Genomic DNA, 23863 nt, shown 5'->3' on the forward strand with positions numbered 1-23863 from the left:
AATAGCAGTATATATTCTTTAGTCGTCATTTTCAAGTATTATTCTAACCTTTCCCCAACGAGAAGGTCGAGTTGTTTCAAATAGCCACGTAATCCTTCATATTGGGCGTCATGCCAAAAGGCGTCGCTCCCGAGAAGTTTCACGGCATCTTGCATGGCCACTTCCATCACTTTCAAATCGAGAACGGGATCTGCGACCCGGAAGCTCGGAAGACCGCTTTGCGCGGTACCAAAGAAATCACCGGCACCACGTAACTCTAAATCTTTCTCCGCCAATACGAACCCATCGTTCGTTTCCGTCATCGTTTTCAGCCGAACTTTCCCGACATCTGACTTCGGGTCCCCGACGAGGATACAGAACGATTGATGGGCACCACGGCCGACGCGGCCACGTAGCTGATGCAATTGCGCGAGACCGAAACGCTCGGCGTCATGGATGATAATGAGTGAAGCGTTCGGAACGTTCACCCCGACTTCGACGACCGTTGTCGAGACGAGAATTTGCGTCGCGTTGTCAGCAAATGATTTCATCACGTCGTCCTTTTCTGCGCTCGACAGCTTTCCGTGCATCAGCCCTACCGAATAGTTCGGAAACCGCTCTTTCAACAGTTCATATAATGCTGTCGCACTTTCGACCTCGAGCGTATCCGACTCCTCGATGAGTGGTGCGATCACATATGCTTGACGACCGAGCGACAGCTCACGGTCGACCATCGAATGGACACGGTCGATTTGGTCTTGTTTCGCCCAGTACGTTTCAATCGGTTTTCGCCCTTTTGGCATCTCATCGATTGTTGAGACGTCCATCTCTCCGAAAGCGCTGATGGCAAGTGTCCTCGGAATCGGGGTCGCGGTCATATATAAGACGTCCGCAAATTCCGCTTTATCGCGAAGTTTCTTTCGTTGTTCGACACCGAATCGATGTTGTTCATCCGTGATTGCCAAATGTAAGTTCGAAAACTCGACGGGTCCTTGAATGAGCGCATGTGTCCCCACGATGATGTCGACGTCTCCTGCTTGAATTGCCGTTAGAAGCGCTTCTCGCGCCTTTCCTTTCACCGAGCTCGTCAAGAGGGCGATTGTGATGCCAAACGGTTCAAACAATTCCTGTAAAGACGTTGCATGTTGTTCTGCTAAAATCTCGGTCGGCACCATCAACGCCCCTTGATACCCAGCCATGACGGTCGCATACAAGGCAATCGCGGCAACGACGGTCTTCCCGCTCCCGACATCCCCCTGTAGCAATCGATTCATCCGTTCCGGCTTCTCCAAATCGGATACGATTTCACGGATGACCCGTGTCTGGGCTCCCGTCAACGGAAATGCGAGTCGTTTGACGAACTCGTTCAATTGATGCTTATCGAGTTGAAGGGCCCGACCGTTTCCTGACCGCTCCATTTTCCGGAACGCCTGTAATTTCAATTGATACATGAGGCATTCTTCATAAACATAACTTCGTCTCGCCTGCTTATATGTCTCCACGGTATCTGGAAAGTGCATGCCGCGTAGCATATCCATCCGGTCCTCAAGTCGATACCTGGCCCGTATGGACGGTGGCACCCGCTCCGGAAGCTCGCCCACTTGTTCGAATGCTAACTTGACGATCCGACTAAAGTTCTTTTGCGTTAGACCCGCTCGTAATGAATAGATTGGTTGAAGTCCGCCTGACGGAGCACCGAACTCGAGGTCGGTCGCGCTGATTGTCATCCGATTCATGTCCCATTTCCCTTTGACCGTGACGGTCTCGCCGATTGCTAACTTTTCTTTATAAAATGCGCGGTTAAACATCGTCACTTGGACCGCATAACGTTCTTCTAACAATAATCTGAACTGAAGTCGATTCTTTCCTTTACTATAGTAGCGAACGAGCGGTTCTGCCTGGACCGTCCCACTCCACTTGACGAGGTCACCGTGAACGGCTGTCGTTACGGTCCCACTATTATAATTCTCATAACGAAACGGGACGTGCTCTAGCACGTCCTCGATTCGAACAAGTCCCATCACTTCTAGTTTTTTGGCCATCTCTGGCCCGACACCTTTCAGAGTCGTCAGTCGTTCATTGTTTTGCATCTTCTTTCGCTCCAAATATATTTCGTTCGAGGCGACGAGCCGTCGGCGTATTCGCCAGTCCGCCTTTCGCCGTCTCTTTCAATGCGGTCGGCATCATTTGACCGACTTCATGCATCGCTGAAATGACTTCGTCACAAGGAATGCGTGATGTGATTCCCGCGAGGGCCATGTCCGCCGCGACAATGGCATTGGCACCACCCATGGCGTTTCGTTTCACACATGGGACTTCAACGAGCCCTGCCACCGGGTCACAGACGAGACCGAGCATGTTCTTAAGGGCGATTGCGAACGCTGTCGCCGACTGATCCGGTGTCCCGCCGGCTGCTTCGACGATGGCGGCTGCAGCCATTCCGGTCGCTGAACCGACCTCTGCCTGACAACCACCTGCCGCTCCCGAGATCGAGGCGTTGTTCGCCACCACGAAACCGAAAGCGCCTGACGTGAACAAGTAGCGAATCATCGCATCGCGGTCCATCTCGAGACGATCTTTCACAGCGAATAACGTTCCAGGTACGACGCCTGCACTCCCCGCAGTCGGTGTCGCACAAATCCGTCCCATCGCCGCATTTACTTCGTTCGTCCCGATGGCTTTTGACACGGCATCTAAAATGAGGTCTCCAGCCAGTGATTTGCCTGATTGGATATACTCTTGCATGAGTACGGCATCGTTCCCCGTCAATCCCGTCACCGATGTGACACCTTGAAGGGCGCGTTCAACCGCTTCTTCCATGACCTCGAGATTACGGTCCATCATCCCGACGATGTCCTCCCGGCTCGAGCGTCTGACGTGCATCTCTTGTTCGATCATGACTTCAGAAATCGGGATGCCTCGTTCTGTGGCAATCGTCACTAACTCTTCTACTGATTTAAACATCTCACATTCTCCTTATTCCCCAAAAATAGCTATCCGTTCGATTTGCGGTAACCGTTCCAGTTCTGCGATCACTTCAGCAGGAATCGTTTCATCAATCTCAATCGCCATCAACGCTTGCATTCCTTTTTCGTGACGACTCACTTCCATATGCCCGATGTTCAATTGATGGTTTGCCAAAACGCCAGTCACTGCAGCGATGGCACCGAATCGGTCATGATGCAAGACGACAAGCGCAGGTCCCCCACCTGTCAATTTCAACGGGAACCCATTCAGTTCCGTAATCTCAATCGTTCCCCCACCGATTGAAATCCCGACGATTTCAAATGTCCCGAACTCATCTTCGAGCAAGACACGCGCTGTATTCGGATGATCCGTCAACAAGTCACTCGTCTCAAAGATGACCTCGATTCCTTTTTCGCGGGCGATGTCTAAAGCCTGTGGAATCCGCAAGTCAAACGTATCAAATCCCATGATTCCACCGACAATCGCGACATCCGTACCGTGACCCCGATACGTGTCCGCAAACGATCCGTAAAACGTGATGCGTGCGGTGCGTGGTGTTCTCCCGAATAACTTCCCTGCCATCAGCCCGATGCGTGCGGCACCGGCCGTATGCGAACTCGACGGCCCGACCATGACAGGACCAATAATGTCAAACACACTACGATATTTCACTTCATTTTCCCCCTTTCAAAAATCCCTACCTTCATTATACAGAAGGTAGGGATTTGAAACAGCTTATTCTACACTAAAAATATAAGAGTAAAGCGGTTGTTTGCCGTCGTGAACTTCAATCTCAATCTCATCATTTACAGATTCGATATATGACGTCAACGCTTCCACGTCTGATTCAGATGAACCTTCACCTGTTAAGATCGTGATGATTTCATCGTCTGCTTCGACGAGTGCATCGACCAACTTCTTAGCCGCTTCGAGGCTTGACGTCGATGAAGAAACAATTTTCTTCTCCGCAATCGCCATATGCTCGTCTTTCTTGATTTCCACACCATCGATGCTCGTATCACGAACAGCGTAAGTGACCTGACCAGACTTCACAGTCGCGGCAGCCGCTTTCATCGCTTGCTCGTTCATCTCGACATCCGCCTCTGGGTTGAAGGCGATTGCCGCCGCAAGACCTTGTGGGACCGTCTTCGTCGGGATGACAGAGACGCCGCATGGTGCGACAGATGCCGCTTGCTCAGCAGCCATGATGATGTTCGAGTTGTTCGGGAAGATAAAGACATGTTCCGCATGTGCAGATTCAATCGCCTTAACGATATCTTCTGTCGATGGGTTCATCGTCTGACCACCTTCGATGACATGTGCCGCTCCAAGCGAACGGAACAATTCACTGACGCCTTCACCCATTGCCACCGTTACGATTGCAAATGGTGCTTTTGGCTTCTCGGCTTGTTGAACACCGTGCTGATTTGCGCCGTGTTCTTCTTCGAGAATTGTCGAGTGCTGTTGACGCATGTTCTCGATTTTGACTGCAACGAGTTCACCGAAACGCTGACCTTTCGTGATGACCTCACCTGGAGTCTCGACGTGAACGTGAACTTTTAAGAGTTCTTCGTCCGCGACGACAAGGAGAGAATCTCCTAGTTCTGACAATTCGTTACGGAATGCGTCTTCATTGAACGGCGTATCCTTTAACTTATCGTCTTGGAAACGAACCATGATCTCCGTACAGTAGCCGAATTCGATGTCTTCTGTTGACATGAATCCTTGTGCCGCATGAGCATGATGCTCTGCCTCGATCAACGCATCCATGACAGGCGCATGTGGTTTCTCGAGTTCTTTCCCTTCAAGGCTTGCAAGGAATCCTTCGTAGATGACGAGAAGACCTTGACCGCCTGAGTCGACGACGCCGACTTCTTTTAATACCGGCAACAAGTCCGGTGTACGGTCTAACGATGCTTTCGCTTCTACGATGACACGTTTCATAAATTCAGTGAAATCACTTGTCGACTCTGACGCAAGGAGCGCTTCGTCGGCCGCTTCACGAGCAACCGTCAAAATCGTTCCTTCAACCGGTTTCATAACCGCCTTGTATGCCGTGTCGACACCGCGCTTGAGCGCCTCTGCAAAATCAACCGTTGTCAATTCCGCTTTGCCTTCAACTGCTTTACCGAATCCACGGAACAACTGACTTAAAATAACGCCTGAGTTTCCACGTGCTCCCATCAGTAGTCCACGAGCAAACTTTGATGACACCTCTGCGATATCTGATGAGTTCATCGCTGCTACTTCTTTCGCACCCGATGTCATCGTCAAGTTCATGTTCGTTCCCGTATCTCCGTCTGGAACCGGGAAGACGTTAAGCGAATCTACATAATCCGCGTTTTGGCTCAAGTTGGCCGCTCCGTTCGCGATCATGTTTGAGAGCGCCAATCCATCTAAACGTTTTAAACCCACACCAAATCCTCCTCCGTTTTCGTCAGTCATTCGTCAGACGAACGCCTTGAACGAATATATTTACCGACGAAACGTTTAATCCTAAAGTTTCTCCGAGCGTATACTTCACTCGGCTCTGCACGTTGTATGCAACTTCAGATACTTTCGTTCCGTAGCTTACAATGATGTGCATGTCGATATGTACGTCTTCGTCTTCTTGACGTACGACGACACCACGCGCGTAATTTTCACGTTTTAACAATTCAGCAATGCCGTCTTTTAATTGTGCTTGTGAAGCCATGCCGACCACACCGAAGCATTCCATCGCCGCACCACCTGCGAGTGTCGCGATGACGTCACTTGTGATGTCAATATTGCCATATGTTGTCTTCATTTCAATTGCCATATGGAGTAGCCTCCTTTATTCGGAATGATTCCTAATGTACATTCTACAATAAGTACCTAGTTATTAAAAGAACCTGCTCCAGAAACTCGGTCAATTAACGCGATAACCTCATTCATTATTCAAATCCTTGAGAGTAATGTCAAGTTTTTTTCTTGTCATGGTACGATTTTCTAGTTGCATCGGGAAAAAAGCCGTGCTAATATAAACGAGTGTCTATTAGGACGAACCCACATAAAAAAGGAGGGGAAACGCATGGCACGTAAATGCTACGTAACAGGTAAATCACCTAAATCAGGTAACAACCGTTCGCACGCACTCAACAAGACAAAACGTACTTGGGGTGTAAACGTACAAAAAGTTCGTATTCTCGTTGACGGTAAACCGAAACGCGTTTGGGTTTCAGCTCGCGCACTTAAATCAGGTCTCGTTGAACGCGTATAATACTTATACACGAACGAATAAATCCCAGCGGCATTCGCCGATGGGATTTTTTTTTTGCTTATTTTTTGATGATCATGACAAGAACCATTCCTTGATGGACCGTCAATCGGGCAGACGCTTCGGTCCATTCATTCGAAATCGTCAATGCCTCCCCACTCTTGACCTCATGATGGTCGAGTGGATATTTGACACCTTCAATCGAGATCGTGGCCGTCTTCCAAGGCATGAAGGAAAGATAGTACCCGTCTCGTTTCATGATCACCTCGTTACCTGTTCTCACGAGATAAACCGTTTGACCTTCTCCGTGAAGAACCATCTCCGGATACGCTTCAAGTAAGCCGACGTTCGCAAACGTCATATCGATGCGTCCGCCTAAGCCACCATATACATCCATCCGTGTCGCCCCGCGTTCTCTCGCGAACGCTAGTGCAATCTCTAAGTCCGTCACGTCTTTCTCCGAAGGATAGCGTAGCGCCTCATCAGGCGGCAATCCTTTGAACGAATCAAAGTCACCGACCACGACGTCTGGCATGATCCCTTCATCTAATAACCTTTGATATCCGCCATCAACTCCGATGACAAAATCGGCATCACGCGGTAAGTCTGGAATGGGTTCCGGACTCGCCGCGACGATCAATATATTCATTGACGGAGATCCCGTGTCGCCACACGTGTGAAACGTGGTGCTGTCGTGAAGAGGAGCACTAACACGATGGCTGAGATGACGAAGGATGGTGCCATGTACGTAGCATTATAGCCGAGTGAATAGGCGACGACCGGACCTTCTGCATATTCAGCAAAAAAGACAATTCCCGAGATGACGTGTGCCGCGTATCGTAACATCGACCCAAGGAGCGCCCCGAGTACTAAATAAGTGGCAAGCGTCTTCGTCGCGCCTTGACTCGCAGCATGTTTCACACGCCCCGCGAACACTCCGGCCATACCGACAAGGCCATAGGCGACCGTATAATCGAGCAAGAATTGTACGGGCGTGAAAATATAGGCACCGAACAAGAGTTGGAGTGTCCCAACGAGGGCACCTGTCGCGAGACCACCTTTTAGTCCGTGACGGAATGCCATCACAAAGATTGGGAGCATCGCTAAACTGATTGACCCTCCTTGTGGCAAGCGATATGGAATGAGCAAATCAAAAATGAGCCCTAGCGCCGCAAACAATGAAATTTCAATGAGCGCTTGTAATTTGAAACGTGATTTCATCTTTCTTCCTCCTTTATTTTGTTGAACGACAAAAAGCAGCATGACGTAAACGCCATGCTGCTTGGATTCGCAACGTGCATTTTCGCCACATCCCTACGTCCGTGTGAACGGAACAGGTTCAAAGGGTTAGCGTATGCCTCTCAGCCACATGATGTGACACCCCTTGCGACTCTATCTTGTTGTTCTATCGTTGATTATACACGAGATGCGCCACGAATGCTATCGATGGCTGCTTTATAATCAGGTTGATTGTAGATGGCTGATCCCGCAACAAGGACATCAGCCCCTGCATCGATGCAACGTTTTGCCGTTTCCGCGTTGACACCACCATCGATTTCAATCTCAAAATCAAGCTGACGGTCTTGGCGAAGTTGGCTGAGTGCTGAAATTTTCGGTACGACCGATTCGATGAAGGCTTGTCCCCCGAACCCTGGGTTGACGGTCATGAGCAATACCATGTCGACGTCCGCAAGCACGTGCTCAATCGTCGAGAGCGGTGTATGCGGGTTCAAGACAACTCCGCATTTTGCGCCAGCCGCTTTGATTTGTTGCAAGACGCGATGCAAATGGTTCGTCGCTTCCACGTGAACGGTCACGATGTCTGCTCCCGCTTTCACGAAGTCTTCGACATAGCGTTCCGGTTGGTCAATCATCAAATGCACATCGAGGACCATGTCTGATTTTTTACGCAAGCTTGCGAGGACCGGTAGACCAATCGAGATGTTCGGCACGAACTGTCCGTCCATGACGTCAAAATGGATATAGTCCGCTCCCGCTTCTTGGACAGCTTTCACTTCCGCCTCCAAATTGGCAAAGTCGGCCGCTAAAATAGATGGTGCAATTTTAATCATCTGTCAATACCTCCGTTTTCGATCGTTTAACTCCTCCATAAAGGTAACATAATTCTCGTATCGTGTTGAAGCGATTTCACCATTTTCAACGGCTTGTTTGATGGCACATCCCGGTTCATTCAGGTGAGCACATCCGCGGAACTTACAATCGTCATGGCGTTCCACGAAATCAGGGAAGCACCATCTGAGTTCGTCTGCCTCAAGTTCTTGAGGAAACTCCAAGCTTGAAAATCCAGGTGTGTCGGCAACAAGACCGTCCGCTAATTGAATTAACGTCACGTGACGCGTCGTATGCTTTCCTCGACCGAGTGATTTAGAGATTTCCCCTGTCGCCAACTCGAGCTCTGGCGCGACGGCGTTAAGTAACGAACTTTTTCCGACACCGGTCTGGCCGGCGAAGACACTCGTCTTCTCTTTGAAAAGACCGCGCACTTCATCGACTCCGTGAGCATGCTCCGTCGATGTCTCAATCACGTCATACCCGATGGCGCGATAACGTGCAATCGCTTCTTGTATCGGCTCGACTTCATGTTCATCGAGCAAGTCCATCTTCGTCAAGACGATGATTGGATGAATTTGCTTTGACTCGATGAGGACGAGGAAACGGTCGAGCAAATGATACGAAAACGCCGGTTCTTTTACTGAAAAGAGGAGGAACGCCTGATCGATATTGGCAATCGGCGGGCGAACGAGGTGGTTTTGACGCTCTTCCACCTCTAAAATATAGCCGGTCCCATCTTCTTGATCTTGAATCACCACATCATCGCCGACGACCGGTGAGATGTTGCGCTTTCGAAAGTTTCCTCTGGCCCGACAACGAATCTCTTGATTCGTCTCGGTCATCACATCGTAAAACCCGCCTTGAAGGCGAATGATTGTTCCTTTCATTATGACTACCTCCTTTAAAAAAGAGGTGACGACACCGTCACCTCTTTATTGTGCCTCTTCAGCTTGTGCATATGTGACTGAATCTGTTCGGACAATCTCACCATCGACTTCAATCGTCGCCGTCCCGACTTCGTCAGGGGCAATGACGAGCGTATACGAATACGTTGTCGTCTCTGTGATTTGATCACGAAGCACCTCAATCTCACCACGTGCGTCAACCGTACGAATCACGACTTCGACCGTCTTCGGCTTCTTGTCTTTGTCCGGTTGTTCGACTTCTACGGTCACTTCACGTTCAATCGAAATATCAGTCGGTTCAACACCTTCCGATACGATGACCGTGAGCTCCGTTCCCGGGTCGACTGCTGTCCCGGCTGTCGGAAGTTGACGGATGATTTGACCTTTTGGAACACTTGTCGAAAATTCATCCCGCTTCACGATTTTCAGTTTGTTCTGTTCAGCATAAATAGATGCTTCGTCGAACGTATATCCTGCCAGGTTCGATAGTTCCACTTTGTTGCTCCCTGTCGACACGACGAGTGTGACCGTCACCTCTGAAGGAACGACCTCTTCACCTGGATCGACCGATTGGGAAATCACGTCTCCGCTATTCACCGTTTCGGAAGCTTCTGTTTTAATTTCAAGGTCGCTGAATGCTAAGTCTTTCAACATACGTTCCGCAGCAGTTTGCGAGAGACCTTCTACATTCGGCATTTCGACTGTTTCTTTTCCAGCCGATACGACAATCGTCACGGTCGTTCCGCGTTTCGGCTTACGTCCTTCTTGCGGATTTTGCGAAATGACCTCACCCTCCGCAATATCATCGCTCGCCCGTTCTGTCACTTCGACGACAAACCCCGAAGCTTCAAGCTCTGTCGTCGCATCCCCGATACTCATACCGACGACATCCGGCACGACGGAACGCGACATCTCATCAGCGACCACGTAAGCGGCAATGCTTCCACCAATCAATAGAACGATGAGTAGAATCCAAATCCACCATTTTCGTTTCTTCTTTTTCACAGGTACCTCTTCCGGTTCCTGTTCTTTTGGTGGCGTGACCGATGTTGGTGTCACGGGCACATCTTGTTTTTCTTCCGACACGACCGGTGCCATGACGAGCGTCTGGTCGAACTCGTCTTGATTTGCGGAGAGTCGTCTCGGTTCATTGGCACGTTCACGGCTCAATGCGGTCATGCAATCTTTTTTAAAGGCTGCGACCGATGCATGTCGGGCACCCGGTGATTTTGACAAGGCTTGCATGACACAGTTCTCAAGCGCTTGTGGAATATTTGGATTTAAGTCCATCGGCCGAATAGGGTCATCTTGCAAATGTTGAAGAGCGACCGCGACCGGCGTCTCGCCGATGAACGGTACACGACCCGTCAACAATTCATAAAGAACCGCACCGAGCGAGTAAATGTCCGATTTTTCATCCGCAAATTTTCCACGAGCTTGCTCAGGTGAAAAGTAATGGACAGAACCGAGGACAGACATCGTATGCGTCAACGTCGCATTCGACATCGCGACAGCAATCCCAAAATCGGTCACCTTCACGTTTCCATGCTGATCGATCATCATATTCTGTGGCTTGATATCCCGGTGAATGATTCGGTTCGCATGGGCGTGATCAATCGCATCACAAATCTGCCCCATGATGCGCAACGCCTCATCGACAGATATGTATTCTTCCTGCAAATATTGTTTTAACGTCACGCCATCGACGTGCTCCATGACGATATAGTATAGATCATCTTCATCGCCGACGTCGTAGATGGCGACGATATTCGGATGGTTCAGACTCGTAGCCGCATGGGCTTCTCGCTCGAACCGACGTATAAATTGTTCGTTATGTGAGAATTCAGATCGCAACACCTTGATGGCGACGGTTCGGTTTAAAATCTCGTCATGAGCCCGGTAGACATTTGCCATGCCTCCGCTGCCGATTTGTTGTTCGATCCGATAACGATCGTTGATTCGTTCTCCGCTTCGCATCGGATTCATCCTCTCTTTCTATCTGTGAATTGAACGAGGGCGACCGTGATGTTGTCGCTCCCTCCCAATTGGTTGGCTTCCGCAATCAGTTGATCTGCTTTTTGTTCAGCCGATACAGCTTGTTGTAAAACGTGTTGAATCGCCCCATCGGTCAAATGTGTCGTCAATCCATCCGTACAAATTAAAATCACATCAAACTCAGGGTCAGCGAGCACTTGTACGTCAGGCTCGACTTGTTCGCTTGAACCGATCGCTCGGGTGATGACATTTCGTTTCGGATGAACGCGCATCTCTTCTTCCGTCAATTCACCGAGCTGTTTGAGCACGTTGACGTAAGAATGGTCTTCTGTAAGACGTCTTAATTCGTTCGCTTGCAGAGCATAGACACGACTATCGCCGATATGAACGATGACAACCGTCTCTCCGTTCCAACAAACGGCCGCCACAGTCGTTCCCATCATGACGAGATTCGACTGTTTCGCAAACTGCAGCACTTGTTCATTCGCCAAGTGAATGTGATGGCGGAACCATTGTTCAATGTCGACAGGTGTCGACGGGAGAGACGGGAAAGCCCGCCGAAACTCTTCAATCACGATTTGACTCGCGACCTCTCCCGCTGCATGTCCACCCATCCCGTCGGCAACGAGCGCAATTCCTGAGAAGGCATCGCCTAAGATTAAAACTGCATCTTCATTTTGTGTGCGTACTTGTCCACGATCTGTTCGAAATGCTAATTCCATCTTTCTGATTACCTCGTTTCTTGTTCGCGCTCCTTCGCTCGAAGTTGCCCACAAGCAGCATCGATATCCGAACCTTGTTCGCGACGAATCGTCACGTTCACATTGCGGTCTTTGAGCACTTTTTCGAAGGCAAAGATCTGAGCTCTCAGTGTGCGTACGTAGTCGCGTTCCAATACGTGGTTGACTGGGATCAAGTTGACGTGACATTTGATGCCTTTCAACAAGTCAGCCAATTCGTGGGCATGGTCTTCCGTATCGTTGACGCCACCAAACAATCCGTATTCGAACGTGATGCGACGACCGCTCTTCTCCGTATAGTAACGGACGGCATCCATCAACTTGTTCAAGTCAAACGCACGGTTGATTGGCATGAGACGTGTACGTAGTTCTGTCGAAGCCGCATGAAGAGAGATGGCGAAGTTGATGCGCATACCTTCATCGGCAAACTTATAAATTTTAGGAACGATTCCGCTCGTTGATACCGTGATGTGACGGGCACCGATGTTAAGGCCGTTATCATGGTTGACCGTACGTAAGAAGCGCATCAACTCATCATAGTTATCAAACGGTTCACCGATTCCCATGACGACGATCGAGTCAACACGTTCGCCTGTCGCATCTAGGGCGCGCTGTACATCAAGAACTTGTGCCGTGATTTCACCAGCTTCTAAGTTACGTTTCAACCCACCTAGTGTTGAAGCACAGAACGTACAGCCGATTCGGCAACCGACTTGTGTCGTGACACAAATGGAGTTCCCGTACTCGTGACGCATGAGAACCGTTTCGATTGAATAGCCATCTTGAAGTTCGAACAAGAATTTGATCGTACCGTCTTGCGATTCTTGTTTGACCAATTCTTTCAATGTTGTCAGTTGGAATGATTCTTCTAATTGGTCACGAAGTGCCTTTGGAACGTTCGTCATATCGTCGAATGACGTGACACGTTTGACGTACATCCAATCATATAATTGTTTCGCACGGAATGATTTTTCTCCTGCTTCCACGACCCACGCCTCAAGTTCAGGGAACGTCAACGAATAAAGTGACGGTTTTGCGCCTAAAAGTGGATTCTTTTCTACTGCTTTTGGATTCATTGTTTTATACCTCTTTCTTAAATGCGGCGATATAGAAGCCGTCGGTCCCGAATGTCGTCGGTAATAGTTTTAATTCAGCACGGTCCGATGTCATGATCGGACGAACAGATTGCGGGAGACGTTCTTTTAACGTCTCGTCCCACACCAATCCTTTTGACAATACATAGTCAGCCTGCGTCTCGTTCTCGGACGGATCAATCGTACATGTCGAGTAAACAAGCGTACCACCTGGTTTGAGCAGTGGCAATACGGCATCAATGATTTGTCGTTGAATCTTCGGTAAGTTTTCTAACTGGGCTTTGTCTTTCGTCCATTTGATATCTGGCTTTCGACGAATGACACCAAGACCCGAACAAGGAACATCTAGAAGAATACGGTCAAAGCTCTCTTTTTCAAACCGTTCACCTGCCAGACGAGCATCAAGGGCAAGTGCGGTCACTCCATTGATGTGTAGACGTTTGGCTTGCTGGTCGATCAATTTCGCTTTGTGTGGATGAAGATCGAGCGCTGTGAGCGATCCGTTCTCCATCCGTTCTGCCGTGTGCATCGCTTTCCCACCAGGGGCGGCACATGCGTCTAAAATCTGATCATCTTTCGACACACCTAGGGCATCTGCAACAAGCATCGAGCTCTCATCTTGAATCGATAAGAGACCTTCCTCGATGAACGGGGTCGAATGGACGTTGCCCGATTCGACGACGAGTCCGTCGCTTGATAGTTCAGAGCGTGACGTCAAGACTCCTAAGTCGGCCAACCGATTCATCATGTCGTCGACAGACGCTCGTTTACGGTTGACGCGAACCGTGACAGGAGCCGGCTCATTGTTCAATTGACAGATGGCTTCTGCCGTTTCCACCCCATAAAGGTCAATCCAATCGGAAACGAGCCATTTCGGATGACTATGCTCGATTGAGATTCTCTCCGCATCTGTCAACTCGCTAAAGTCAGGGAACCCTTCCCGGAGAACGTTACGTAACACCCCGTTCACGAATTTACTCGTTCCGAGATGGTGTCCTCGTTTTTTCGCGATTTCGACCGCTTCGTGTAAGACGGCACGATCTGGCACCTTATCGAGGTAAAAGAGTTGATATACACTCATCCGAAGAAGCGGAAGGACGAACTTATCGAGCTTCTTCGGCGAACGGATTCGATCGTTTAAGATGTAATCCAACGTCCCTTTCCGACTGAGTGTCCCGTAGACGAGTTCGGTATACAGACCGACATCTTTTGGGGCGACTTTCTTTTGTTTTAATGCGTCGTTGACGGCAATCGTTGAATATGCGCCGCCTTGTTCAATTTTTATCAGCGTATCAAGCGCTGCTTCACGTACGTTCATGAGTTCCTCCTAATCGGTCACCAACACGCAACTTTTGTCCAGCTCCACGCATGAAGGTCGCACCATCCATCCGTTTTTTTCCTGCTGGTTGTAAGTCCGTCACTTTGATGGCAACGCTGTTCCCAGTCGCCACGACGAATCCATCTTCTTCAAGTCGAACGACTTCTCCAGGTTGACCTGTACCGGTCGTCTTTTCTCCCATAAACAGTTTCACACGTTCGCCGTCAAGCGTCGAATAGGCAGTCGGGAATGGATTCATCCCGCGAATGTAATTATAGATGGCTTCCCCACCCATACTCCAGTCGATTTGTTCGCGCTCACGGCTGATGTTCGGTGCAAACGTCACATCCCGCTCATCTTGAGGGACCGCTTCAATCCATCCTTCTAAGAAAGCTGGAAGTGTACGGATGAGAAGATCGCTTCCTGCTACAGCCAGTTTATCAAATAACGTTCCGACCGTATCCATTTCTTCAATCGGAACAATCGTATTGGCAATCATGTCACCTGCGTCCAATTTGTCGACCATATACATGATCGTCACACCTGTTTCCGATTCACCATCGATAATGGCTTGATGGATCGGGGCACCTCCACGATATTTCGGAAGTAGCGAGGCATGGACATTGATTGCTCCGTGAGGCGGTGCCTCGAGTAATGCGGTCGGTACGATTTGACCATAAGCTGCCGTGACGATGAGGTCCGGACGTAACGCTAAAATTTCTTCATAATCCGTGCGAACTTTCTCAGGTTGCAAGACAGGAATGCCGTGACGGAGTGCACACTCTTTCACAGGCGTTGGTTTCAGTTCACGTTTTCGTCCGACCGGTTTGTCCGGTTGCGAGACGACACCTACGACATTGTATCCTTCTTCGAGCAGTCGCTCAAGTACAGATACCGCAAATGTCGGAGTTCCCATGAAGACGATTCGTTTGTCTTTTCCAGAGTTTGGAACCGCGAGCTTGTCTGTGAACAAGACGCCATCCAAATGATCCATCTCATGCTGAATCGCACGGGCGAAGAAGCCGCTCGCTTGAATTGTATGCGTGCGCCCTTTCAAGTCCTGATTTTTGACGACGATCGACTCATGACGTTCCACGAATCCAAATTCGCCTGGGATGCTCAAACATCCTTCGAGTCCGACCTCACGTCCTGATGTCTCGATGATTTCAGGATTGATCAAGACGAGAGGACCCGTCTCATCGTCGGTATGGACGACTGCGAGTCGTTGATTCAAGTTGACCTGCGGTGCCGCAACACCGACTCCGTCATACTCATACATCGTATCAAACAATCGGTCGACCGTTTGACGCAATTTTTTATCGAACTTCGTTACCGGTTCGCATGTTACGCGTAATATATCGTTCGGTACTTCTACTACTTTATACATGTCTCTCCACCTCACATGAATACGTATGGGTTCACATCGATACTCATTTGATATTCTTTCTTACTAATCGCTTTCGCTCTTGCTTGTTGCAGGCGAGCTAACTCCGCGTAGAGCGTTTCAGGTTGTTTCGTTTTAATGAACACCTGATAACGATACGCATTCTTTAATTTTGACAACGGAGCAGGCATCGGACCGTTCAAGCGGCTGTTCTCCACTTGTGCCTGTAAAAAGTCTGATGCGAACAATTCCGCCTCCGCCTTGGCGACGAGCGGATTTTCTGCCGAGAACGTGACGAGTGTCAAAAACCAATACGGCGGATGGTTCCCGACTTGACGAAGACCCATCTCTTTTGCGAAGAACGTCTCATAGTCGTGTTCACTCGCTGTCTCGATGACATAATGGTCCGGATTATACGTTTGCACGAACGCCTCGCCCGGAAGTTTTCCACGACCGGCTCTCCCCGCCACTTGGGTGACAAGTTGGAACGTCCGCTCGGTCGCACGGAAATCAGGCATCCCGAGCGTCGCGTCTGCCGCAAGTACTCCGACGAGCGTGACGTTTGGGAAGTCGAGTCCTTTGGCAATCATTTGAGTGCCGAGTAAAATGTCGGCCTCTCCTTCTTCGAAACGTCGTAACAGTTGTTCGTGTGATCCTTTCCGCGACGTCGTATCTTGGTCCATTCGGATGATCCGCGCCTCCGGAATCCGGTTCAACAACTCTGTCTCGATCTTCTGAGTGCCTGATCCGAACTGCTTGATTTTCTTACTGTTACACGATGGACACGTCGACGGCATCCCGACTTCGTAGCCACAATAATGACACTTCAATCGATCACCATATTGATGATACGTTAAATTGACGGCACAATGCGGACAGGTCATTCCTTCCCCGCAGTCCCGGCACATGACAAATGTCGTAAATCCACGGCGATTTAACAGAATGACACATTGCTCTTTTTTCTCGATCCGGTCGAGGATCCCATTAAACAATTCCTCTGAGAACATTGTCGTATTGCCTTTTGCCAGTTCACGGCGCATATCGATAATGTGGACCGGTGGCATCTCTCCACCGTACCGCTCTTTCAAGTGTAAGTAGCGATATACACCCTTTTGCGCCCGGGCGTATGATTCGAGCGAAGGTGTCGCACTCCCCAACACGACGGGACACCCATGATAGCGGGCCCGCCAGATAGCGACATCGCGCGCATGATAGCGCGGGTTCTCTTCTTGTTTATACGTCGTCTCATGCTCTTCATCTAAGATGATGAGACCGAGACGGTCGAGCGGCGCAAAGATGGCCGAACGAGCACCGACGACGACGTCGACTTCCTTCCGCTTAATTTTACGCCACTCATCATACTTCTCTCCTTTGGAAAGGGCACTGTGTAAAACTGCGACGCGTTCACCAAAGCGACGTTTAAAACGTTTTACCATCATCGGTGTCAAACTGATTTCCGGTACGAGCAAGATAGCCTGCTTGCCTTCATCGATGACTTGCCCAATCGATTCTAAATACACTTCGGTCTTTCCGCTCCCCGTCACACCGTGTACAAGTAACGTCTCGCCTGCATCCGCCTCATGAATCGCCTGGACCGCGTTCGCCTGACTATCGTTTAACTGCACCGATTCCTGTACTTGTTCAATCGTCGCGTACGGGTCACGATTCAATTCCACTTCGGTCAACCGCACCGCACCGAGATCTTCAAGCTTTTGAAGTTGTGGACGAGTCAATCCGATTTGACGAAGTGCCGACCAGTACATACGTGGCGTCTCTTCTAACGCTTGAATCGCTTCTAGTTGCTTTTTCGCACGTTTCGAGACGACTGTCGGATCGAGCAGTTCGACGACGATATCTGTTTTGACTGTTTTCTTTTCTTTCAGAACGGGAGCGAGGGTAAGCTCCCCTTTTTTAGCAAGTCCGAGAATGACCGATTGAATGTCTTTCGGATATTCCGATAAATGTGTCCCGAGACGAACACCTTCAGGCACATGCCCCTCTTTAATTTCTTTGTCGTAACTAACTTTTAGCGCTGCTGGTAGCATCGCGAGGAGTGCAGACGAACGGAAGCATAGCGTCGTCTCCTTCACATGGATGGACAAGTCGAGCAGCTCATCCGTGAGTGAGGATTCTTCATCTAATAAGGCTTCGAGCGGCTTTAATCCATCTCTCGTCCCGTCCGATGTGCCGACGACGATTCCTAACAGACGGCGTGAACCGAATGGAACGGAGACACGCATTCCCGGCTCAATCAAGGATTCGAACTGTTCGGGTACTTCATAATCAAACGGACGATCAATCGTGATCACCGGTGCATCAACATGGACGTGGGCAATCATTGGACCGCTTCCTTAAAGTGTGTGAGCAACTCGAACGCCAACTGTTTCTTCGACTGTTTCGGAAGTTGAAGCGTCGTCCCGTCAGCGTGGAACAGGACAGCCTCATTATCATCTGCACCGAATCCGACGTCACTACCGGATACATCGTTTGCGACGAGGAAATCGACGTTCTTTTTCTTCAGTTTCGCTGCCGCATGTTCTTCGAGTCGTTCCGTCTCCGCAGCAAAGCCGACTAACACTTGATGGGTCTTTCGTTCACCGAGTGTCTTGAGAATGTCCGTCGTTTCTTCGAGTTCGATTGTGAGTGGACCATGCACTTTTTTATGTTTCTCTGCATGGACCGTTTTAGGACGATAATCCGCGACTGCCGCTGACTTCACGACGAGGTCGAGTGAATCGAAACGACTTGTCACTTCCTGCAACATCTCTTCGCTCGATTTGACGGGAATCGCCGTCACACCGTCTGGTACAGGGACTTGAAGCGGACCGTGGACGAGGGTGACACGGGCACCCATATCACGTGCCACTTCCGCGAGCGCAACGCCCATTTTTCCTGACGAGTCGTTGGATAAGTAACGGACGGGGTCGATGCGTTCTACCGTCGGACCAGCCGTAATCAATACTTCTTTTCCGAGGTATAGTTTCGGGACGAACTGGCTTTCGATGATGCGCACCAAATCTTCTGGTTCCGGTAGACGTCCACCGCCAATCCAGCCACATGCCAAGTTACCGACACCTGGTTCGATCAACTGATAGCCGTATGATTTTAACGTCTCGATATTCCGCTGTGTGGCAGGATGTTCGAGCATATTCACATTCATCGCCGGTGAGACGATCACCGGGCACTTCGCTGCAAGGATCGACGTCGTGATGAAGTCATCTGCAATCCCGTTCGCTAATTTCGCGATCGTATTGGCCGTCGCAGGAGCGACGACGATCAAGTCACTTGAGTCAACGACATCGATATGTGCAATCTTTGTCGGATCATGCTCTTCAAACACATCGGTATAGACCGGATTTCGACTGAGCGCCTGGAAGGTCGCTTGACCCACGAATTGTTCTGCCGACTTCGTCATCGCGACGCGAACATTCGCTCCGGCTTGAACCAATTTCGATGTGAGCGCACACGCCTTGTATGCGGCGATGCCACCACTCACACATAACAAAATAGTACGATCCTTCACCATTCCCAAACTCCCCCTTATAGACAATGAGACCCAAGTCGCAAACGACTTGGGTCACACTTCATCCGTTGTTTTTTTCGTTCACGATGATTGTCGTATCACCCGAAAATAGTTCTTCTAACGCTTGACCGACCGGCTTATATGATTTTGGCTCGGCGACTTTCGGTGCTTTTCCATCTTGAATCTGACGCGCCCGTTTCGCAGCGACCGTAACGATCGTATATTTTGACGGGATAGTACGTTGTAAGGCATCAATCGAAGGGTATAACATTAAATGACCTCCATCATGGCTTTTTTATAGAGTGACGCAACACGTTCACGTTTACAATGCTCAGCTGTCACGATCGCTTTAATCCGATCGATGGCTTTGTCGACCTCGTCGTTCGTGACGACGTAATCATAGGCGTCCATCAACTCTATTTCTTCACGCGCGACGAGCAGGCGTTGCTTGATGACTTCTTCAGACTCCGTGCCTCGTCCGATTAGACGATTGCGAAGTTCTTGAAGACTTGGTGGTGCCAAGAATAAAAAGACGGCTTCCGGGAGAAGTTCCTTCACTTGGAACGCCCCTTGCACCTCAATTTCAAGAATGACATCTTGGCCGCTTTCGAGCGTTTCACGCACCCACTCTACAGGCGTCCCGTAATAGTTGCCGACGAACTCGGCGTGTTCGAGCAATTCTTTTTGTTCGATCATGCGTTCGAACTCTTCTCTCGATTTGAAGAAGTAATGGACTCCTTCGACTTCCCCTTCACGTGGCTTTCGAGTCGTCGCCGACACCGAATATTGAAGGTTATTGTCCTCTTCCTCGCGAAGAGCACGACAAACGGTCCCTTTTCCGACACCGCTCGGTCCAGACAAAACGATTAATAATCCTCGTTCTTTAAAATTCACTGCAAGCCCTCCATCTTCTAACATCACATTTAATTATAATAGCAGTCAATCAATTGTCCCGGCAAGAAGAAGTTCGGATTTCCTACTCCATCGTACCATATTTTCTGTTTTTCTGATAACGTAGAGACAGAAAATGAACAAAGGTGATGAGATCATTGGCTTATGATGGATTAATGACATATCGTGTCGTACAAGAATTACAATCGCTCGTCGGAGGACGAATCAACAAAGTACATCAACCGTATTCTCTCGATTTGATGCTCCAAATTCGTTCGAACCGACAGAACGCGCAACTACTCATATCAGCAAACGCGATGTATGCCCGTCTCCAGTTGACGGATACACCGATTAAAAATCCGCAAGAACCGCCGATGTTCTGCATGATGCTACGAAAACATGTAGAAGGCGGATTTATCACGGCGGTCGAACAAATCGGCCGTGACCGTGTCATCGTCATCTCGGTCCGTTCCCGTAACGAGCTTGGCGATGAAGAATCGAAGAAAGTATACATCGAGTTGATGGGACGTCACTCGAACGTCGTCTTAACGACAGAGGACGGGAAAATTTTAGATGCCATCAAACATCTCCCGCCTTCTCAAAACACGTATCGGACAATCATGCCGGGTAGTGAATACCTCCTCCCGCCAGAACAACATAAGTTCGATCCGTTGTCTGATTTGACGGAAGGGTTGAAGCGAATCGACTGGAATGCCGGCAAACTGGACAAACAGATTGTCGCCACGTTCGCTGGGGTCAGCCCTCAAATCGCTCAAGAAGTCGTGCACCTCGCGAAGATGCCGAATCGTGAATCGATTCAGCAAGCGTTCGAGAACGTATTGCGTCAGCTTGAAGGACCTTATGTGTTCCAACAACTCGCTTCTGGAAAGGAACGTTTCGCCCCGATCGTATTGACGGCAGGAGAAATTGTATCAGAGGAAACATATGCATCGAGTAAAGAAGTGCTCGACCGTTTCTTCTATGAGAAAGCGAACCGTGACCGCGTCAGACAACAAGCTCACGATGTGGAGCGTCTTTTGAAATCCGAACTCGAGAAGAACTTGTTGAAGCGCCGCCGTCTCTTAGAGGACTTAAAGGCGACAGAACGAGCGGACGAGTTACAAAAGTTTGGCGAGTTGTTGACGACGTACTTGTTCCAGCTTGAAAAAGGGATGCGTGTCGCTGAAGTCGTCGATTACTACGATGAAGAGGGTGCGACTATCTCGATTCCGCTCGACCCGCTCAAAACGCCGAACGAGAATGCGCAACAATATTATAAGAAGTACAACAAATTAAAAGTCGCCAAAGTCGAAGTGAAAAAACAACTCGAATTAAACGACGCGGAAATCGACTATTTGGAGACGCTCACCGCCCAGCTCGATGTCGCCTCTCCATCCGACCTACTTGAGATTCGGGAAGAGCTCGCCGAAGAAGGATACATCCGTCAAAAACGTCAAAAGAAAAAAGCGAATCCAAAGATTTCGCTTGAAGCGTACACGTCTTCGACCGGGACGGAATTCTTTGTCGGGAAGAACAATACCCAAAACGACCATCTGACGTTCAAGTTCGCACGCCGTGACGAAATTTGGCTACACGTCAAAGACATTCCGGGTTCTCACGTCATCATTCGTTCCACGGAACCCGATGAGACGACGCTTCTTGAAGCCGCATCGGTCGCTGCCTACTTCTCGAAAGCACGCGCATCGAGCGGCGTGCCTGTCGACTATACCCGCGCCCGCTACGTGAAAAAACCAAGCGGTGCCAAACCTGGATTTGTCATCTATACGGATCAACAGACCGTCTATGTGACGCCAGATGAACAATTGATGAAGTCGCTGAAACAGTCATAAACGAAACCCGCCATGTTCTGATGGCGGGTTTTTAGTAAGGAAACAATTTGATTCACGCTTTCGGGTCATGCTTAAACGCTTCGAGCTGTTCATGATAATCGAGCAAATGCCCGTGTAAAATTTCTGAAACGGATAAATCTTCATGCGGCAACCTAAAGAGCGAATACGGTTTATCGCACGTATAGAGAATATCGTGATGATGCGCGAGTAAGTATAAGAACTCCGATTCGAACGCCTGACGTTCTTCCTCGCTCATGAGTAAGAAAGCTTCCCGATGCTCGGCTAGACTTTCTAGCAACAAGACGAGCTTGTCTTCGAGATGAATGAGCAAGCGATACTGCTTGATTGTCATATACTTCAATTTCACGTTCGTCACTTTCATATCCTCTTGAAGCATCATATGCAGCTCCTGATGACCGAGGATGCGGGCGCGCGTCTCTAACAGTTCCGCCGGTGAACCGACGAGTTCACGCCAATGGTGGAACAAATAAGATGAAGTCTTTCTGACCTCGCTCAACAAACGATCTTCATACCGCGGTGGCAAGAACGCATAGTTCACACCGAGTGAGACGAATACACCGACTGCCGTCAACAATGAGCGTGTCCATGCATAATGGAAGAAATCCGAAGTCGGGTTTTCTAACATCATGACGATGGCGAACGCCGCGTACGTCGACATGTGTGTCTTATCGAATGTCGTATTGAGCGTGAGCGACACGATGACCGCTAGACCAATGGAAATGGGATTGACGCCGAACAAATAGACGATGAACAGCCCACACATGAGACCGACGACCGTTCCGAATATTCGACTGAACACAATTTTAGACGAGCGCTTGACGGTCGGTTGCATCGCCACGACGGCTGCAATCGCACCCATTCCAGAATAAATTCCGAATACATACCACGAGATTGCGACGGTGATCGATACGGCAATCCCGGTCTTTAACGTACGAAGCCCGATTTTCGGGATGTAGCGTTTTCCATTCATTTCAGTTCGACCTTCCCTGTCTCAGAAATCAACTCAACGACAGGTCGATTCGATGTCGACAACTGATAGACACCTGGTTCGACTTCATCGTAACGGTCACTACTAGAAGTTTTTCCAGCCGTCGTCACGTTCACTTGCCCTGTCGCATGTTTTGGGGCATAACTAAGCATTCCCGCCTCCGTTTGAACCGTCATCGCCTGGTTCACGACGACGTCTGCGATGGTCGCATGACGATAGGAGCGGATATCTCCCGTTACGAGACGTGCGGATTCGATTGTCGTATCACTCTTCGTCTCAATTCGCAGACGATCACTATCAATTTGCTTCAAATTGACGGCGTTCGCATTCATCACAATCGTTTTCACGTTTAACCCTTGCCCGGTTACTTGTTCAGCCCCGAGATAGACCGAGGTCATCGAGCTCGGTAAGGCAACGCGAAGCTTATAGCGGGATGGTTCATCACTGACCCGACTCCCGAAATAGCTGAACCACCCATACCGCTCGACGACATAGATGGTATCGCCGACCGATTTGACTTTGATACGTCGTTCTTTCGAATTGGTCTGCACCACTTCGATTTGTACTTTTTCATTTGTACTACGCACGAACTCGACATTCCCATGATACGTCTCAAGTCGTAACTTCTTCATTTGGTATCGATCTTCATACTGGTCCCCTAACGCCAACAAATGGCTGAATACGAATAAATTCACGAGAAAGAGCGTTGGAATGACCGTCAAGACGAGACCGAAGGCGATTTTACGATGTTTCGGGATTGCCCGAAATCGTGCGCTCCATGTTTTTTCTTTGCTTCTTGAATACGCCATATGCCTCTCCTTTTTAGTTCACTTTCATCAGTTTACCATGAAGTATGACATATGCCGAATCGAAAAAGAATCCGCCCGAAGGTGGATT

Annotated in this window: 22 protein-coding genes and 1 riboswitch; of the genes, 2 read left to right on the top strand and 20 right to left on the bottom strand. The window is 49.4% G+C overall.

The genetic code is table 11. The features are described 5' to 3' along the window. Nucleotides 1-38: 38 nt before the first annotated feature. From recG to ACQKD4_RS08170, 5 genes are all read right to left on the bottom strand, one after another. Nucleotides 39-2069 carry an ATP-dependent DNA helicase RecG gene (gene recG, locus ACQKD4_RS08150; RefSeq protein WP_427373001.1) on the bottom strand — a complete coding sequence of 677 codons (2031 nt, stop codon included), beginning with the start codon at nucleotides 2067-2069 and terminating at the stop codon, nucleotides 39-41. Then, the gene (sdaAA, locus tag ACQKD4_RS08155; RefSeq protein ID WP_214760387.1) at nucleotides 2056-2943 is read right to left on the bottom strand and encodes an L-serine ammonia-lyase, iron-sulfur-dependent, subunit alpha; all 888 of its coding nucleotides are present in this window, start codon (nucleotides 2941-2943) and stop codon (nucleotides 2056-2058) included. Before sdaAA ends, recG begins: the two co-directional genes overlap by 14 nt. 12 nt (nucleotides 2944-2955) lie before the next feature. Beyond that, a complete protein-coding gene (gene sdaAB, locus ACQKD4_RS08160) occupies nucleotides 2956-3618 on the bottom strand; it encodes an L-serine ammonia-lyase, iron-sulfur-dependent subunit beta (RefSeq protein WP_074034808.1) in 663 nt (220 codons plus the stop codon). A 63-nt stretch (nucleotides 3619-3681) separates the two neighbouring features. Continuing rightward, entirely contained in the window at nucleotides 3682-5361 is a 1680-nt protein-coding gene (locus ACQKD4_RS08165) for a DAK2 domain-containing protein (protein ID WP_427373002.1), read from the bottom strand. A gap of 22 nt (nucleotides 5362-5383) precedes the next feature. Then, a complete protein-coding gene (locus ACQKD4_RS08170; protein WP_015881350.1) occupies nucleotides 5384-5746 on the bottom strand; it encodes an Asp23/Gls24 family envelope stress response protein in 363 nt (120 codons plus the stop codon). 252 nt (nucleotides 5747-5998) lie between these two features. On the opposite strand from ACQKD4_RS08170, the gene rpmB reads away from it, so the two are divergent. After that, entirely contained in the window at nucleotides 5999-6187 is a 189-nt protein-coding gene (gene rpmB, locus ACQKD4_RS08175) for a 50S ribosomal protein L28 (RefSeq protein ID WP_015881349.1), read from the top strand. A gap of 58 nt (nucleotides 6188-6245) precedes the next feature. On the opposite strand, the gene ACQKD4_RS08180 is transcribed toward rpmB, so the two are convergent. From ACQKD4_RS08180 to gmk, 13 genes are all read right to left on the bottom strand, one after another. Continuing rightward, nucleotides 6246-6833 (bottom strand): thiamine diphosphokinase, encoded by a 588-nt coding sequence (locus ACQKD4_RS08180; RefSeq protein WP_427373004.1) that lies wholly within the window; start codon nucleotides 6831-6833, stop codon nucleotides 6246-6248. Next, nucleotides 6830-7405: an energy-coupled thiamine transporter ThiT gene (gene thiT / locus ACQKD4_RS08185; protein WP_214875405.1), complete on the bottom strand. Its 576-nt coding sequence runs from the start codon at nucleotides 7403-7405 to the stop codon at nucleotides 6830-6832. The genes ACQKD4_RS08180 and thiT overlap by 4 nt, the downstream gene beginning before the upstream one ends. A 73-nt stretch (nucleotides 7406-7478) precedes the next feature. Next, nucleotides 7479-7579, bottom strand: a riboswitch (TPP riboswitch). Nucleotides 7580-7599: 20 nt separating this feature from the next. Next, entirely contained in the window at nucleotides 7600-8256 is a 657-nt protein-coding gene (gene rpe / locus ACQKD4_RS08190) for a ribulose-phosphate 3-epimerase (protein WP_214760392.1), read from the bottom strand. Nucleotides 8257-8259: 3 nt separating this feature from the next. Next, nucleotides 8260-9147, bottom strand: coding sequence for a ribosome small subunit-dependent GTPase A (gene rsgA / locus ACQKD4_RS08195; protein ID WP_214693954.1), 888 nt, complete (start codon nucleotides 9145-9147; stop codon nucleotides 8260-8262). Between the two features lie 42 nt (nucleotides 9148-9189). After that, complete coding sequence (gene pknB, locus ACQKD4_RS08200; RefSeq protein ID WP_427373005.1) at nucleotides 9190-11139, bottom strand: Stk1 family PASTA domain-containing Ser/Thr kinase; 1950 nt, start codon at nucleotides 11137-11139, stop codon at nucleotides 9190-9192. Between the two features lie 5 nt (nucleotides 11140-11144). Next, on the bottom strand, nucleotides 11145-11879 hold the full coding sequence (locus ACQKD4_RS08205; RefSeq protein ID WP_214691789.1) for a Stp1/IreP family PP2C-type Ser/Thr phosphatase: 735 nt from the start codon (nucleotides 11877-11879) through the stop codon (nucleotides 11145-11147). Between the two features lie 8 nt (nucleotides 11880-11887). Then, nucleotides 11888-12973: a 23S rRNA (adenine(2503)-C(2))-methyltransferase RlmN gene (gene rlmN / locus ACQKD4_RS08210; RefSeq protein ID WP_427373006.1), complete on the bottom strand. Its 1086-nt coding sequence runs from the start codon at nucleotides 12971-12973 to the stop codon at nucleotides 11888-11890. 4 nt (nucleotides 12974-12977) lie between these two features. Then, nucleotides 12978-14309 carry a 16S rRNA (cytosine(967)-C(5))-methyltransferase RsmB gene (rsmB, locus tag ACQKD4_RS08215; RefSeq protein ID WP_214691787.1) on the bottom strand — a complete coding sequence of 444 codons (1332 nt, stop codon included), beginning with the start codon at nucleotides 14307-14309 and terminating at the stop codon, nucleotides 12978-12980. Next, nucleotides 14296-15696 (bottom strand): methionyl-tRNA formyltransferase, encoded by a 1401-nt coding sequence (gene fmt / locus ACQKD4_RS08220; protein WP_427373007.1) that lies wholly within the window; start codon nucleotides 15694-15696, stop codon nucleotides 14296-14298. The genes rsmB and fmt overlap by 14 nt, the downstream gene beginning before the upstream one ends. 11 nt (nucleotides 15697-15707) lie before the next feature. Beyond that, complete coding sequence (gene priA / locus ACQKD4_RS08225) at nucleotides 15708-18032, bottom strand: primosomal protein N' (RefSeq protein ID WP_339962348.1); 2325 nt, start codon at nucleotides 18030-18032, stop codon at nucleotides 15708-15710. Beyond that, nucleotides 18029-19219: a bifunctional phosphopantothenoylcysteine decarboxylase/phosphopantothenate--cysteine ligase CoaBC gene (coaBC, locus tag ACQKD4_RS08230; RefSeq protein WP_214691784.1), complete on the bottom strand. Its 1191-nt coding sequence runs from the start codon at nucleotides 19217-19219 to the stop codon at nucleotides 18029-18031. The genes priA and coaBC overlap by 4 nt, the downstream gene beginning before the upstream one ends. 58 nt (nucleotides 19220-19277) lie before the next feature. Then, the gene (gene rpoZ / locus ACQKD4_RS08235; protein ID WP_015881337.1) at nucleotides 19278-19487 is read right to left on the bottom strand and encodes a DNA-directed RNA polymerase subunit omega; all 210 of its coding nucleotides are present in this window, start codon (nucleotides 19485-19487) and stop codon (nucleotides 19278-19280) included. Next, on the bottom strand, nucleotides 19487-20134 hold the full coding sequence (gene gmk / locus ACQKD4_RS08240; RefSeq protein WP_031421596.1) for a guanylate kinase: 648 nt from the start codon (nucleotides 20132-20134) through the stop codon (nucleotides 19487-19489). Before gmk ends, rpoZ begins: the two co-directional genes overlap by 1 nt. A gap of 131 nt (nucleotides 20135-20265) precedes the next feature. Between gmk and ACQKD4_RS08245 the strand changes: the two genes are divergently transcribed. Beyond that, complete coding sequence (locus tag ACQKD4_RS08245; RefSeq protein WP_427373008.1) at nucleotides 20266-21957, top strand: Rqc2 family fibronectin-binding protein; 1692 nt, start codon at nucleotides 20266-20268, stop codon at nucleotides 21955-21957. 52 nt (nucleotides 21958-22009) lie between these two features. On the opposite strand, the gene ACQKD4_RS08250 is transcribed toward ACQKD4_RS08245, so the two are convergent. Next, nucleotides 22010-22948, bottom strand: coding sequence for an FUSC family protein (locus tag ACQKD4_RS08250; RefSeq protein ID WP_214783850.1), 939 nt, complete (start codon nucleotides 22946-22948; stop codon nucleotides 22010-22012). Continuing rightward, the gene (locus ACQKD4_RS08255) at nucleotides 22945-23775 is read right to left on the bottom strand and encodes a hypothetical protein (protein WP_427373009.1); all 831 of its coding nucleotides are present in this window, start codon (nucleotides 23773-23775) and stop codon (nucleotides 22945-22947) included. The genes ACQKD4_RS08250 and ACQKD4_RS08255 overlap by 4 nt, the downstream gene beginning before the upstream one ends. Between the last annotated feature and the right edge of the window lie 88 nt (nucleotides 23776-23863).

Source organism: Exiguobacterium sp. NPDC077395 (assembly GCF_050269125.1).
Lineage (GTDB): Bacteria > Bacillota > Bacilli > Exiguobacteriales > Exiguobacteriaceae > Exiguobacterium > Exiguobacterium aestuarii_A.